Annotated in this window: 16 protein-coding genes and 1 pseudogene; 11 read left to right on the forward strand and 6 right to left on the reverse strand. The window is 60.1% G+C overall.

Annotated features, from left to right (window positions below; translation table 11 throughout):
- Nucleotides 1-326: 326 nt before the first annotated feature.
- Complete coding sequence (locus ACFZAI_RS20575) at nt 327-686, reverse strand: helix-turn-helix domain-containing protein (RefSeq protein ID WP_391568665.1); 360 nt, start codon at nt 684-686, stop codon at nt 327-329.
- Between the two features lie 76 nt (nt 687-762).
- Here ACFZAI_RS20575 and ACFZAI_RS20580 point away from each other — a divergent pair, with 76 nt between their 5' ends.
- Nucleotides 763-1,041 (forward strand): YdaS family helix-turn-helix protein, encoded by a 279-nt coding sequence (locus ACFZAI_RS20580; protein ID WP_391568666.1) that lies wholly within the window; start codon nt 763-765, stop codon nt 1,039-1,041.
- Between the two features lie 14 nt (nt 1,042-1,055).
- Here the strand turns inward: ACFZAI_RS20580 and ACFZAI_RS20585 are convergent, their stop codons facing one another.
- The gene (locus tag ACFZAI_RS20585; protein WP_391568667.1) at nt 1,056-1,250 is read right to left on the reverse strand and encodes a hypothetical protein; all 195 of its coding nucleotides are present in this window, start codon (nt 1,248-1,250) and stop codon (nt 1,056-1,058) included.
- A 148-nt stretch (nt 1,251-1,398) separates the two neighbouring features.
- Between ACFZAI_RS20585 and ACFZAI_RS20590 the strand changes: the two genes are divergently transcribed.
- Together ACFZAI_RS20590 and ACFZAI_RS20595 are read left to right on the forward strand one after the other, a co-directional pair.
- Nucleotides 1,399-1,908, forward strand: a complete 510-nt coding sequence (locus ACFZAI_RS20590; RefSeq protein WP_391568668.1) for a hypothetical protein — start codon at nt 1,399-1,401, stop codon at nt 1,906-1,908.
- Complete coding sequence (locus tag ACFZAI_RS20595) at nt 1,905-3,791, forward strand: DNA cytosine methyltransferase (protein WP_391568669.1); 1,887 nt, start codon at nt 1,905-1,907, stop codon at nt 3,789-3,791. The genes ACFZAI_RS20590 and ACFZAI_RS20595 overlap by 4 nt, the downstream gene beginning before the upstream one ends.
- 14 nt (nt 3,792-3,805) lie before the next feature.
- On the opposite strand, the gene ACFZAI_RS20600 is transcribed toward ACFZAI_RS20595, so the two are convergent.
- Complete coding sequence (locus ACFZAI_RS20600; protein WP_391568670.1) at nt 3,806-4,411, reverse strand: hypothetical protein; 606 nt, start codon at nt 4,409-4,411, stop codon at nt 3,806-3,808.
- A 116-nt stretch (nt 4,412-4,527) separates the two neighbouring features.
- Between ACFZAI_RS20600 and ACFZAI_RS20605 the strand changes: the two genes are divergently transcribed.
- Genes ACFZAI_RS20605 through ACFZAI_RS20620 form a run of 4 tightly spaced genes read left to right on the forward strand, consistent with a single transcriptional unit; the run spans nt 4,528 to nt 6,905 of the window.
- The gene (locus tag ACFZAI_RS20605) at nt 4,528-5,643 is read left to right on the forward strand and encodes a DUF1376 domain-containing protein (RefSeq protein WP_391568671.1); all 1,116 of its coding nucleotides are present in this window, start codon (nt 4,528-4,530) and stop codon (nt 5,641-5,643) included.
- Entirely contained in the window at nt 5,640-5,864 is a 225-nt protein-coding gene (locus tag ACFZAI_RS20610; protein WP_391568672.1) for a hypothetical protein, read from the forward strand. Before ACFZAI_RS20605 ends, ACFZAI_RS20610 begins: the two co-directional genes overlap by 4 nt.
- Nucleotides 5,864-6,355, forward strand: coding sequence for a RusA family crossover junction endodeoxyribonuclease (locus ACFZAI_RS20615; protein ID WP_391569176.1), 492 nt, complete (start codon nt 5,864-5,866; stop codon nt 6,353-6,355). Before ACFZAI_RS20610 ends, ACFZAI_RS20615 begins: the two co-directional genes overlap by 1 nt.
- Nucleotides 6,345-6,905 (forward strand): hypothetical protein, encoded by a 561-nt coding sequence (locus ACFZAI_RS20620; protein ID WP_391568673.1) that lies wholly within the window; start codon nt 6,345-6,347, stop codon nt 6,903-6,905. The genes ACFZAI_RS20615 and ACFZAI_RS20620 overlap by 11 nt, the downstream gene beginning before the upstream one ends.
- Nucleotides 6,906-7,031: 126 nt before the next feature.
- Here the strand turns inward: ACFZAI_RS20620 and ACFZAI_RS20625 are convergent, their stop codons facing one another.
- Both ACFZAI_RS20625 and ACFZAI_RS20630 read right to left on the reverse strand, forming a co-directional pair.
- The gene (locus ACFZAI_RS20625; protein ID WP_391568674.1) at nt 7,032-9,065 is read right to left on the reverse strand and encodes an alkyl/aryl-sulfatase; all 2,034 of its coding nucleotides are present in this window, start codon (nt 9,063-9,065) and stop codon (nt 7,032-7,034) included.
- A gap of 281 nt (nt 9,066-9,346) precedes the next feature.
- Nucleotides 9,347-9,676: a hypothetical protein gene (locus ACFZAI_RS20630; RefSeq protein ID WP_391568675.1), complete on the reverse strand. Its 330-nt coding sequence runs from the start codon at nt 9,674-9,676 to the stop codon at nt 9,347-9,349.
- Nucleotides 9,677-9,849: 173 nt separating this feature from the next.
- Here ACFZAI_RS20630 and ACFZAI_RS20635 point away from each other — a divergent pair, with 173 nt between their 5' ends.
- Nucleotides 9,850-10,641, forward strand: coding sequence for a DNA adenine methylase (locus tag ACFZAI_RS20635; RefSeq protein ID WP_391568676.1), 792 nt, complete (start codon nt 9,850-9,852; stop codon nt 10,639-10,641).
- Between the two features lie 10 nt (nt 10,642-10,651).
- Here ACFZAI_RS20635 and ACFZAI_RS20640 read toward each other — a convergent pair whose 3' ends face one another.
- On the reverse strand, nt 10,652-11,026 hold the full coding sequence (locus tag ACFZAI_RS20640) for a hypothetical protein (RefSeq protein ID WP_391568677.1): 375 nt from the start codon (nt 11,024-11,026) through the stop codon (nt 10,652-10,654).
- Between the two features lie 145 nt (nt 11,027-11,171).
- Here ACFZAI_RS20640 and ACFZAI_RS20645 point away from each other — a divergent pair.
- The 3 genes and pseudogenes from ACFZAI_RS20645 (at nt 11,172) to ACFZAI_RS20655 (ending at nt 13,304) form a co-directional block, all read left to right on the forward strand.
- Nucleotides 11,172-11,798: pseudogene (locus ACFZAI_RS20645) on the forward strand (putative metallopeptidase).
- Complete coding sequence (locus ACFZAI_RS20650) at nt 11,795-12,319, forward strand: HNH endonuclease (protein WP_391568678.1); 525 nt, start codon at nt 11,795-11,797, stop codon at nt 12,317-12,319. The pseudogene ACFZAI_RS20645 and the gene ACFZAI_RS20650 overlap by 4 nt, the downstream one beginning before the upstream one ends.
- A 112-nt stretch (nt 12,320-12,431) precedes the next feature.
- Complete coding sequence (locus ACFZAI_RS20655; RefSeq protein WP_391568679.1) at nt 12,432-13,304, forward strand: hypothetical protein; 873 nt, start codon at nt 12,432-12,434, stop codon at nt 13,302-13,304.
- Nucleotides 13,305-13,315: the final 11 nt, after the last annotated feature.

The following is a 13,315-nucleotide window of genomic DNA, read 5'->3' on the forward strand; positions in this document are numbered from 1 at the left end:
TTGATTGGCCAACAAAAAAAGCCACCCATGAGGTGGCCTTGAATGCAGGTGTTGAGGACGCTAGAGGCTAGGAACCGACAACCCAGACAACTTGAATTGCTCGGTAGCTTGTGTCATTAACGAGCTGAACTGACTGCTTCCGTGGGCGATACGGCATGTTGAGCGAACGCCGGAACGCATAGCGTGGACAGGCTGATCGCAATGACAGGTAGGGGCCAGAGCGTAATCATTTGTCTAAGTAGTAGTGGTTTGTTGCATCGCTGGGAAATTTTTTCCCGAACGGAACCCCATGGACAACATTTCCGCGGTAGTAAATCTTGGGCGTACTAGGCGGCCTTTGGCGGCGAGCTTTTAATACTCGATTCTTCCCATTCCTCGATCTGCGCGAGGACACGCCCCTCAATTTTCCCTTTCACGCGTTCCGGCAACAAGGCCCAACGTGACGGGTCGATATCGGTAAACGGCCAATCAGGCGCTGCGGTGTCGCTCTGGCGCCCGGTAAGAAGGAAGTCGGTTGTGGTGCCCAGGGTGCGCGCCAATTCAACCAGCCGATCTAGATCCGGCCTTGTCTTGTTGTTTTCCCAATCGGAAACAGACGCCCTGTTAATGCCGAACGTATCCCCCACCTGCTGAAGAGTCAGGCGTTTGGCGGTACGTCTTGCACGGATGCGTTCACCAAGGGACATAGGGCAAAGCCTAACACTTGCTTGTTGTGTATTGCCTAACTTAGAATGTTGTGCATAACCTAACATAAGGAACGCCATGGAAGACACCATTGCCTCGGACCGAGTTAAGGCCGGGATCAAAGCGGCTGGAGGCGCAGTCCGTGTCGCGCGTGAATTCGAGATAAATCGGGCATCTGTGTACGAGTGGATTCGAAACGGGCTTGTGCCTTCGGAGCGATGCCCACGCATCGTAAAGATGGCGAAGGGCGCGGCGACGGTCGAGCAGTTGAATGACAAATTCGACTGGGAAGAAGCGCGCGAAATTCTGGCGCACGGCGCCCTGGAACCCGCAGCTGATGCGCAGCCGCGCGGTTGATTGGTTTTCGTCCCCTAATGGACCAGGCCATTGCATCCGCGCACGGGCTCCGTATCCGCTCGGCAGTCCGTCTCCAGGCACAGCCGATCGAAGACCGCCCGCACTGTCGCCTGATCACCATCGCCCACCACCGCATCAGCGATTTCCTTGGCCAATTTCAGCAGCGCCAACGTGGTTTGGGCTGCGCCGTCTTCCATCTTGATTCCCATCTTGCATCCCTCGGTTTGCTCGTTTGGTGGAAATGTAACTGTCCGGAGTATTTGACGCATGCGACATGAATCGCACAAAACTTTGATTGCCATTCTGCGCGATCACACATCAGCTTGGCGCAAGTCCCTCGACTGGTCCAGGGAAACGATGGTCGACACCATCGTCAAGGCACATGAAGGCCTGAATGGTCCGGCGGTGACCGGCATCCGCTTTGAACCGCCCACCGGCGACACGTTTGCCCGTATGAAGGCCAATGCGGACCGCGTGTCCCGGTGGCTGGACGATGAGAGCAAGGACAGCAACCTCTTGCCGGCCAACTTCATGCCGTCGGTGCTGGCGGCCATGCCGCACGACCGGCGCCGGCATTGCGTCGACGATCTTTTGCGCCCGCTCAACTTGGCGGTGCGCACGCTGGCAACCGAAGGCGCCGAAACCTTGTGTGTCGCGCAGTTGGCCAACGTCTTGCGTGAGCAGGCTGAAGCCAGCGCCGCGTTGGCGGCACTGCTGGACGGGCAGGCCACGAAGGACGAGCTGATCCAGGCGCACCGCGAGACTTCGGAATCAATCGTGGCGTTGCGCCAAGCACGCGCGACGGTTGAGCGGCAGATGACCGCCGCAGGCATGCAGATCCCTACCAAAGAGGCGGACCCGTCATGATCCAGGCCGATATCAATCACTTCCATTTGTTCGCTGGCGCCGGCAGTGGGGCAGCGGGGATGCAAGATGCGGCCCCCGCCATTCCGGGGCTGCAGGGCCGCATGGTTTGCCTGGGTGGAATGGACGTAGACCCGGCCGGCGCCGAAGACTTCTACCGGTTCACGGGTGTGCGCTGCGCGGTCCGCGACCTCTTCAGCCGCGACCAATACGTCGCCTTTCATGGGCATGAGCCGCCGGCCGACTGGGTCGAAGCGCTGCCCGCGGACTTGCGCGCTGCAGCTGGCGGCCGCCGCCCGAATATCGTGTTCCTGTCCGCGCCCTGCAAAGGCTTTTCGGGTCTCCTTGCGCAGAGCTTGAGCCTTACGGCCAAGTACCAGGCGCTCAACGCCCTGACGTTGCGCGGCGTTTGGCTGATGCTGGAAGCTTGGAAGGACGAGCCCGCCGAGGTAATTCTGTTCGAGAACGTGCCCCGTATCGCCACTCGCGGGCGCCACTTCCTGGACCAAATCGTCCAGCTGCTGCGTCACTATGGCTATGTGGTGCGCGAGACCGCGCACGACTGCGGTGAAATTGGCGGCCTGGCGCAAAGCCGCAAGCGCTTCCTGCTGATCGCGCGGCACGCCGACAAGGTGCCGGCGTTCATCTACGAACCGCCCAAACGCCCGTTGCGCGCCGTCGGCGAGATCTTGGGCCGAATGCACCTGCCGGGCGATCTGCGCGCCGGCCCGATGCACCGCATTCCGAATCTGAGCTGGAAAACCTGGGTGAGGCTGGCCTTCGTTGAGGCGGGCAGCGACTGGCGCAGCTTGAACCGGTTGGCGATCGAGGGTGGCCATCTGAGGGATTACCTCATCGTGCCGGAAATGCACCGCGGCGCGTTGGGCGTGCGCAGCATGGGAGACACCGCGGGCGTTGTTGCCGCTCGGAGCTACCCGCTCAATGGCGCATTCTCGGTCGCGGACCCGCGCCCAGCGGCCGGCGCCGCGCAATACAGTCAGTACGGCGTAATGCGCATGGAGGACACCGCCGGCGCCGTTATCGGCGTGAAGTCGCCAGGCCAGGGCGTTTTCAGCGTTGCTGATCCGCGCCATGTCGGACCGGCCAAGCACAGCAACGAGTTTCGGATTGTGCCATTCGACGCGGTGGCGCGCGCCGTGACCAGCGCGCATGGCACGGGCCAATGCGTTGCCGATCCTCGCGGCGGCGGCGGCCACAGCAAGTACGGCGTGACGGAATGGGAAGGCGCCAGCCGAACCGTCATATCGGGCAGCACGACCGGGCAGGGCGCCTTTGCCGTTTCTGACCCGCGCCCGGGTCTGGCTCGACAACGCGGCGATCATTATCTGACGGCCGGGCATTACGGAGTAGCCGCCTGGGATCAGCACGCCGGTGCCGTGTCGGCGTCGGCCTGCCACGACAACGGCTCATGGTCCGTGGCCGATCCCCGTTGTGTTCCGGCAGATCCGGCGCTGGTAAAGGGTGGATTTGGTGGTGGAACACTTCTTGATAGTGATGTTCCAAGAAATGTTCCAGAACTTCCGGCCGCCAACGACAAGCTGGTGTGCCGCATCCTGTCGCTCGATGGCACCTGGCACCGTCCCTTCACCACGCTGGAGCTGGCCGCCCTGCAGAGCCTGTACGACCCGGATGACTACGCCGAGGCGGAAGAGCGCGGCGAAGTTTTCCAGATGGACGGTACCGCCGATAGCGCGCACCGCGAGCGCATCGGCAACGCCGTGCCGCGAAAGGCGGCGAAGGCCATGGGCGAGGTGATTGGCCAGACCATTCTGCTGGCGCGCGCGGGCGAATCGTTCCAGCTATCCGCCTCGCCAATTTGGGTGCGACCTATCGCCACGGCGTTGGCAGTCGCCGGGGGGCTGTAATGATATCGAAGACGCTATTTCTTCTCGGACGCTCGCGTCTGCCAATTGACATACCTAGACCAAAAGCGATGTGCGGAAGCCATCAACTGCGGCATGCGGTATTCCTTCCCGTGGTCAATCACGAGCGGCAGCGTCCATTTCCCGCTTTCTTCTGGCTGCCAGTTGATGACCGTCGCGTGCAGCTTGGGATCGGGGTTCGAGGTCAGATACCTGTGCTTCGACGCGTCCGCGATGTACCGGCATATGCGTACAGCCGGCGAGGCCTGTTGGGCACGTGTGCGAAAAATTTTCAGTTGAGCCTGCATAAGGTCTCCGCGCAACTTGAACCACTTCGACGTATCCGGCGTAGCGGCGGCAATCTTGAAGAGGAGCGACTCGGCCGATTGCGGCGTGTACTTCTCTCTTTGCGCTTCGGTCATGAACTGGAACACCCAGTCCGTCATGTGCCAGGCCGACAGAGCGCAATTAATCGATTGGTACACGCATCGGATGTCGAGGTGGTCTTCAAGCGCCCGCAACTGCTCCACCTCCCAACCCAGCTTTTGCAGCATGTGCGCTGGGTACAGCAGCCCGAAGGATTGGTGGCTGGATTGGGTCAGGTGGGTGGGGATGATGTGCACGGCTATTCGGCGCTTCGGTTGCTCGACTGGGCCATTGGACGGCAATGATGACGAAACATCAAGGCGGCCCAGAGCCGTTCACCCCAGCCGACTGCAATCTCCGAGGCCTACCGTTCATGCCTCTGGATACCGAGCGTTTGCTTGATAGCGACATGATGGCGCTCTCGACGGGGGAGGAGCTCAAAACGGCCTTGCGCTTGTGGTGCAAGAGCTGGAATCAGGAGCCGGCCGCGTCGTTGCCGGATGACGACCGCATCTTGGCGCATCTGGCGGGTAAGGATTTGTCGGCGTGGCGCAAGGTTAGGGACATGGCGCTCCGCGGCTTCGTGAAATGTAGCGACGGTCGCCTGTATCACCCCGTCATCGCCGAGAAGGCCATCGAGGCCATGCGCCGGCGTGAGGAGCATCTGGCCGCGAAGGAAGGCGACAACGACCGCAAGCGTGAAGAGCGGGAAGACCGAAAGCTGTTGTTTGCGGCGCTGCGTGAAATCGGGGTAATTCTGCCCGCGAAGGGCACGACGACGTCACATCTGCGCGAGGTGGCGGCGTCACGCGGGATCACTCTAACCGTCACGGCGGGTCACAAAGGTGTCACTGTGACATCAATAGGAAGTCACGAAGAAAGTCACGCGGGTGTCACGGCTAAGACAGGGACAGGGACAGGGACATATAAAAAAGAAGAAGCAGCGGCGGCGTCTCTCGCGCACATGCCCGCGCATGACGACGGCCCTGCGCCGCCGCCGCTCGACGGCGAGAAGACGGAGGAAGAACTGGCCATGGCGGTTGCTGTCTGGCTGCGTCGCAGGGAGCAGGCCCGGGGCAAGCAGCCCCGCGGTACGCAGAGCAATGACCCGCGAATCGCGGCCTGGATCAAAGCCGGCGTCACCGGCCTGCAGCTGGCCGAAGCCTATGACCTGGCCGTGCTGGACCGCGAAGCCTCCGGCGACGCCGGCCCGATTACGCCTGGCTTCCTGGACATCTTCGTCGTCAAGGTGCTGAACCCGCCCCAGGCCACCAGCGCCGTCAATGGCACACGCCCGGCTGTTTCGAAGTCCGACCCGCTGGCGTGGCTTACCACTGCCTCAGGCCTGGAAGCGAAGGGCGCCGAACTGGGCATCGTGCAGGAGCAAGGCGAACCGTTCCCCTCGTTCAAGGCCAGGGTGATAGACGCTGCTGACCTGAGCGAAACCGACAAAGCCCGCGCCCGTGCGGACCTTGGGGTGCACATATGACCGGCACCGTCCAGTGCGTCAGCTGCGTCCTGTTCACCCTGCGGGAAGCCCCGAAGTATGCCCAGCTGGGCCTCGGCCGCTGTGCCGCCATGACCGACCGCCCGGGCACCTTCGTCAGCCCGCAATACCCGCGCGAATGCCGGGACCACAAACCAGCGCCTGCGGCCAAGACCGCCGCGCGTATCGAATGGCTGCGCGACGTGCGTAGCGAGGGAGCATGATGCCGCAACAAATCACTTTCACCGTGCCCGGCGTACCGCGAGGAAAAGGCCGCGCGAAATCCAGCTCGCGTATAGGTCGTGACGCCAAGACAGGCGCCTCCCGCGTTTTCACGCGCCACTACACGCCAGAGGCGACAGTGGCCTATGAAAGCTTGGTCAAGCTGGTCGCGGCCCAGGCCATGGCCGGGCGCGAAGCCTATACGGGGCCTATACGCATGGACCTGGACATTGTCCTGCCGATCCCGCAATCCTGGTCCGGCGTGCGGCAGCGTCGCGCGGCCGCTGGCGAGATCGCGCCGACCGTGAAGCCTGACGCCGACAACGTCGAGAAAGCCATCAAGGACGGATGCAACGGCGTCGCATACCGCGATGACGCCCAGGTGGTCCAGGCCAGCAAGCGCAAGATCTACGGCCTGGTGCCGGGCGTGGCCGTGGTGCTGACCGTGCTGGACATGGAACCCGCGCAAGGAGTGAAGAAAAATGCGGCGTGAAGCAGGGACCTTTGCGTGCGCTGAACACGCGATCGCCGTGGCCTATCTGATGCTGGCCATGCCCATCGAGCCGAAGAATCCAACGCAGTTGATCTGCGAAGCCCTGCAGGAGCGCTTCGACGTCGAGTACGAGCGCAAGGTGTTGTCGGGCCTGACCCCGCATGAGTGGCACGCGCAGGCAGTGTTCATCGTCAAGCTGGTGGAGCGCACGCTGGGCAACAGCATCGGCTTCCATCTGCTGCGCGCCCAACATGCGACGGGCCTGGAAGGTGCCGAGAGTGCCCGAGCCGTCTCGGAGTGGTTGAACCCGGTGGGCGAGGGGAGGGAGCGCCTCGTGACCGATATGCTGGTGTGTCGGATGCTGCGAGGCCGGCCTAGGATTCGCGATCTGTCGGATCGCTTCGATGTGCCGAAATCGACGTTGCATGACGTTTTGCAGGCCTATCGCCAATTGATTGAGCCAGAACGAGAGACGGCCATGGGCCGGCTGGAAGTGGTGATGGCCGATGCCGGCATTGTGGCCAGCGCTGTCGCAGTTCTCGCTACCTGAATTCCTGCGTACTGCTGGGCGGCTGCTATGGGCCCGGATCGGGCTGTGGCGAGCGGGAAGGCGCAAAAGCGACGAGGCCGACGCACATCCGCGTCGGCCTCGTTCTTTTTACCTGATATGCCAGCCCTACGGCGTCACGATGTTGAACCAGAACTCAAAGTCGTCCAGCGAGCCGAACACATCGTTCAGCTTTGACTGATCTCCGGTGATCTTGACATCGCCCTTGGCCATGGCGTCCTTCAACGTCGTCTGCTTCAACATGATGTCGTTTAAGGTATTCCGCGTGAGCGATACGCTGGCGCTCGGCTCCTTTGCCGGCTTGCCCTCGGTGTGATTGAGCACGCTGTTCACCATCTCAAGCGTGTACTGCTGCTTGGTGTCGGTGAAATCCACATTCAGGACGACATGCTTGCCCGCGGCCTTTTCGCGATTCAAACGGACGGCGAAATAGTCGAAGAGCATGTCCAGCGTCATGGCGCGGACCGTGTCGGGGCTGGCGGTGTCGGGCACGGGCAGCTTCTTCACGCCTTCACGAAGCTCCTTGGCGCCCGTCAGATAAAAATTGCGCCATGGGCCGCTTTCGGCCTGATAGCCCATCTGTTCTAGCGCGTCGGCCTGAAGGTCGCGCGCGGCCTGGTTCTTCGGGTCGGCAAAGACGGCGTAATTGACCACCTCGGCCACCCAGCGGTAATCCCCCTTGGCGTAATACTCACGCGCCTTCTTCAGCAAGGCGTCCGTTCCACCCATCATGTCGACATAACGCTTTGCCCCTTGCTCGATAGGCAGCGTATGCAGGGTGGCGGGGTTGCCGTTGAACCAGCCTAGATAAAGCACATACGTGGCACGCACGTTGTGATTCAAAGAACCGTAATAGCCCCGGTTCGAGAACTTGTCGGCGATGGCCTTCGGCAGCTTCACCTGCTCGGCAATTTCCTCTTTGTTGTAGCCCATGTTGGCCAGCCGCAACGTCTCGTCGTTGATGTACCGGTACATGTCGCGCTGCATGCCGATCTGTTCCTGGACCTCCTTCTTGCCCCACACCGGCCAGTGATGCATGGCGTACATGACTTCCACATCATCGCCCCAAAGGGCCAGGGCCTCGTTGAGATACTTCGACCAGGCCAGAGGGTCACGGATCTTGGCGCCGCGTAAGGAGTACGTGTTGTGCAGGGTATGGGTGGAGTCCTCCGCCGTATTCAGCGCCTTCTTTTCCTTGATGTAGTACAGCATTTCCGCGGGGGCCTCGCTGCCCGGCGCGTACAGGAACTGATACGTCAGGCCGTCGATGGTGCGCGTTTCACCAGTCTTTTCAATGATGTCCGTCGGCGCGATCAAGGTGACGGTGCCGGCGGACGTGGTGGTGCCCAGGCCCGCGCCCACCTGGCCCGTCGGGCTGGGCGGCAGCAGGTTCCCGTACATGTAGCTGGCGCGCCGGCTCATTGCCGTGCCCGCCATGACGTTTTCGGCTACGGCGTGTTCAAGAAAGCCCAGGGGCGCATAGATCTTGACCTTGCCGGCCTTGACGTCCGCCTCGTCCACCACGCCGCGCACGCCGCCGTAGTGATCCACATGGCTATGGGTATAGATGACCGCCACCACCGGCTTCTTTGGCCGATGCTGATAATAAAGATCCAGCGCCGCCTTGGCGGTTTCGGTCGAAATCAGCGGGTCCATGATCGTCAGGCCTTCCTTGCCTTCCACGATCGTCATGTTGGACAGATCCAGGTTGCGGACCTGGTAGATGCCATCCGTGACCTGGAACAGGCCCGAGATATTCAAAAGCTGCGATTGCCGCCACAGACTCGGATTGACCGTGTCCGGGGCGTCCGAGCCTTCTTTGATGAAGTTGTATTTGGTGGGGTCCCATACTAGATTGCCTTTCTCGCCCTTGATCATTGCATCGGGCAGCGGGGCGATGAAACCCTTATGGGCAAGCTCGAAAGACGTCTTGTCTGAAAATGGAAGTTCTTTCAGCAGCGCGGTGTTCGCCTGTTTGGTCGCATCTTCAGCTGGTTTGGGTGCCTGTTGTGTCCAAGCCGAGGTCGAGGTAGCAAGAAACAATGTCGCCAATGCGACTGACGCTAAGCGTCCACTCTTCAGCGGCTTGCTAGGGGGATACAGGACTGACGAGGTGGCATTCGCACTGCGGGTGAGCTTCATGATGACGACTTCTCCATACATTGATATCGGCGAACCGGTGTCAAAAAAGGGGTTCTATCGGGCAACAAGGTCACGCAAATACGGAATTCAGCGATCTAGCCTACACAATAAATGAGTAGTGGAATATTAAATTCTGACAGATAACTTGACTGTGACGCCGGGTGTTCGCGCTACACCACTTGACGTGGCCGGACAAAAAAGTCAAAATTTAGCCATACTCGTAGCAAGTACGCCCTAGAGAAACGCCCCGGCCAAAACCCGGGGCGTTTTGCGTTTGGACCTTACGGTAATTCAGAGTCGCGCGTTGCTAGGATCTGAACCACGGCGCCCGGCTGACCGGCGACTTCACCAAGTAGCCGCAACTGTGTCGACTCTGCGACACCTGAAATGACGAGGTCGAATTCGTCGATCCCAAAAATATTGACTGTGTACGCCGAGTGACGTTTGACGTGCACCTTCGCAGTTAGCTTTTCGTCTTGGATGGTGTAGGTGCCAACGAATGAAAAGCCGCTGTCACCGCCATAGATTCGGCCGGCATCGAGCACCATGACACCGGCGCCTTCTTGGACGCCATACCGGCCAAACTTCAAGGTCCAGAGAGCTTCAATCATGTCGCGCTTCATCGCTGGCGGTTGATTGATTCAGCAACGTATTAAGAAGACGGCGACGGCCGAGCAGCTGTAACTGCTCGACCGACAGCCGACCCACGGACTAGGACCGTGAGCGACCCGAGGCCGTCCCACCTGTACAGGCGGGGGCAACGGTAACACATCCTCACGAACCAATGGCATCCCCAATCATTCCATGGCTGGGCGGCAAGCGTCGCCTGGCCGATCGCATTTTTCCGTTTTTCCCCGCGCATGAGTGCTACGTTGAGCCCTTCGCGGGCGGCGCGGCGCTTTTCTTCCTGCGGCCGACGCCGGCGAAGGTGGAAGTGCTGAACGACGTCAACGGCGAGCTGGTGAACCTCTATCGCGTGGTACAGCACCACCTTGAAGAGTTCGTCCGGCAGTTCAAATGGGCGCTGACCAGCCGCGACGTGTTCAAGTGGCTGCAGATGACCAGGCCGGAGACGCTCACCGATATCCAGCGCGCTGCGCGCTTCTTCTACCTGCAGCAGAACGCATTCGGCGGCAAGGTGGACGGCCAGACCTTCGGTACCGCAACGACGACACCGCCGGGCCTGAATCTGCTGCGGCTGGAAGAGAATCTGTCGATGGCGCATCTGCGCCTGGCCGGGGCCTACATCGAAAACGTGCCCTGGCAAAAGTGCCTGGAGATGTACGACCGGCCCCATACGCTCTTTTATATGGACCCGCCGTATTGGGCGACTGAGGGCTACGGCGTGCAGTTTGGATTCGAACAATACGAAGACATGGCGGCGCGCATGCGCAAGCTGCAGGGCCGCGCCATTGTCAGCCTGAACGACCACCCGGATATCCGCCGCGCATTCGATGGTTTCCACATCGAAGCGACTGACATTCGCTACACGGTGGGCGGTGGACGTGGCGTGGAGCGGGGCGAGATCCTGATCTTCAGTTGGGATGTGGCCGCCGCTCCGGCTGGACTGTTTTAGGTCAGGGCCTCTAGCCCGCGCCCGGGTCCATCGATTGAGCGATCCCTTCTTGCACATCGATTAGGAACGCACTGGATTCGGGAGCCTGGATCATCGATGGAACGGCCAGTTCGAGAAGGCAAGTAAGCATCTCGGTGAACCACCATTTGGTATCGATTCCAATCGGAGCGACATGCGTATAGGTCAGATATCTAATCGCGCGCGTAGTTATGTTGGGATCTCGGCCAAATTCGATCACGTCGGCGGCCTGCGCGGAAGCAATTCGCATGAATGCGCCCGCAAGCTCCGCCACGGCGATCTCAGGTGTGCCCTGTTCTGACCATAGGGCTCCTCTCGCCAAGTTGCGGCACGCAATCTGCAATGCAGCAAGGTCAATGTCTTTCACAGGGCATCCTTGCTGGGCTGGTGTGACGGGACTGAAAGTGGCCGGGGTTGGCCGGATGACAGTACTTGTATTCCGGCCCGCTGATTCCGGCAAGTTATTGTTCTGGGCAACAACGTTCGGCGTGCGCGAGCAAGTGGCGGAATAGATGGCTTCAACCAAAAACGATCGCCCTCGGCCTGACTCGCACGCGGATGGCCGTGGTGGTTTTTGTCCCGCTCCCGAGCTGCTGGCGTGGGTTGAGCAAACGATCTTTGCAAGAGGTGGCGCCCTCTACAACGCCGATCACGCCCATCTGGTAGACGCAGATCTGGCGTTCCTATGGGCGCCGAGCTCCTTTGAAAAGGCAGGCCGTGCGGTGTTTGGCCAAGCCGAACAGGTCATGTTCCGCGCGGGTGGCTGGCAGAAGGCGCGCCAAGAACAGCAGATGATCGAATGGTTCGGCCGCGTGCCGGCTTTCCTGATCACGCTTTCGGCGGATTACTGCGCCACCTGCAGCGACGCGGACTTCTGCGCGCTGGTCGAGCATGAGCTGTACCACATCGGGCAGAGCAAGGACGCCTACGGCGCGCCTGCCTTCGATAAGGAAGGGCGGCCGAAGCTGCGGATTGTGGGGCACGACGTAAGTGAATTCATTGGCGTCGTCGCTCGTTATGGCACTGGCGGCCCTGACAGCGATCTTTCAAAAATGGTTCGCGCGGCGAATGCCTGACCGACCATATCCAACCTATCTATTGCACACGCATGCGGAACCTGTCTTTTGAAAGCAGCATGATGGAAGAACGCTGGGCCACCATCCCCGATTTTCCTGATTATGCGATTAGTGACCACGGTCGAGTTAAGCGCTTGACATCGAGAACGTGCGCAAGAGCAGGGTCGTTCCTGAGGCTTTGCCGACGCAGTAGAACTCGGGCCTATCTCACAGTTGACCTCTGTCGAAACGGGGAAAAACAAACGAAGTCGGTCCATATCCTGGTTGCGCGTGCATTCCTTGGGCCCGTGCCATTCGTGGGCGCCGAGGTGAATCACATCGACGGAAACAAGGCAAACCCGCACTTTAGGAACCTCGAATGGGTCACTTCCTCTGGAAATAAGGTGCATGCCTACGCATCTGGACTGTCGGATGCCAAGGGCGAAGCCAATGGTCAGGCGAAGTTGACCGAAGGTCAGGTGAAAGAGATCCGCGCGACGTCGACTGGCCGTCGAGGCGAGCCGGCGATACTTGCGCGCCAATACGGCGTCTCGGCGGGAGCCATTAAAGATATTCTGGCCCACCGCACCTGGGCACACATCTGAAGCCGTGCCGCGTATGAACATCGTCCGGGCTTGTGGCTGTCGCTCGAGCGCAGCGTAAGGTCAGTGATTTTGGACGGTTCGAATTATGATCGCCGCATCTCAAGGAGATCATATGGACGAGTTGAGTTTGCTTATCAAGGAAATTATTGACCTTTTTCCAAGCATGTTTTGGACAGCTGTGGGGGGACTACTTGTTTGGTTGTTGACCACGCTATCGAATAGGCTTAGCAACTCCCACTCTAGGAAGATGCAGCGGGCGCAGCTAGCCCACGATTCAACAGAAAGGGAGCGCGACCGGCAATACGTCGTGAAGCGCGATGTCATACTGCCGGCGTTGGAGGCGGGTGGTCACGCGTTAATGCTCTTGCCGGAGTTGTGCCGGGCTGACGTTGATCCAATAAAGCTGAGCCGCGAAATTGCGAACGCGATCATGAAAATGGGTGCCGCTTCCGCAATCGGGTCACTCGAAACTTGGGCTGTGATTGGCAGGTATCAGCTAGCGATTTCCACACTGCAGTCTGAACTAAGTTTGATGCGTGGTCCGATTGAATTCGAGTACTTAGCTCTCAAGCATGCGCGGGAGCAGGTCAATGTAGCGAATCGCGAGCTCGAGGCGGCAAATGCAGAGCAGCGCAAGGCCCATGGCGAGAACGGATATCGGGCCGAGGATGTCATGCGGGTTGAGCGCATCTTTGAGGCTTCGACGCTGTACTTTTCCAGCATGAACCAGAGGCAGAAGGATGCTGCGGCAAAGCTCAACGCCGCGATGCTCCAGTCATTTCAGCACTTTCGTGAAAAGATGCCTTTGCTCGCAGAACTGAGCTTGACGTGTGCTGTGGCGCTTCGGTCTGAGCTAGGTATGAAATCGGATGTGGCCGCAATGCGGGCAGTGCAGGCCGAACTTCTTGCAGAAAATGACAAATTGCTTGGTGCGGCTGCGGAACGAATTCGGTCTTTGTTCGAGGAATCGCCCGCGCAACCATAATTGACACTGGC

Origin of the sequence: Achromobacter sp. NPDC008082 (assembly GCF_042957345.1) — a bacterium.
Taxonomy (GTDB): domain Bacteria; phylum Pseudomonadota; class Gammaproteobacteria; order Burkholderiales; family Burkholderiaceae_B; genus Achromobacter; species Achromobacter kerstersii_A.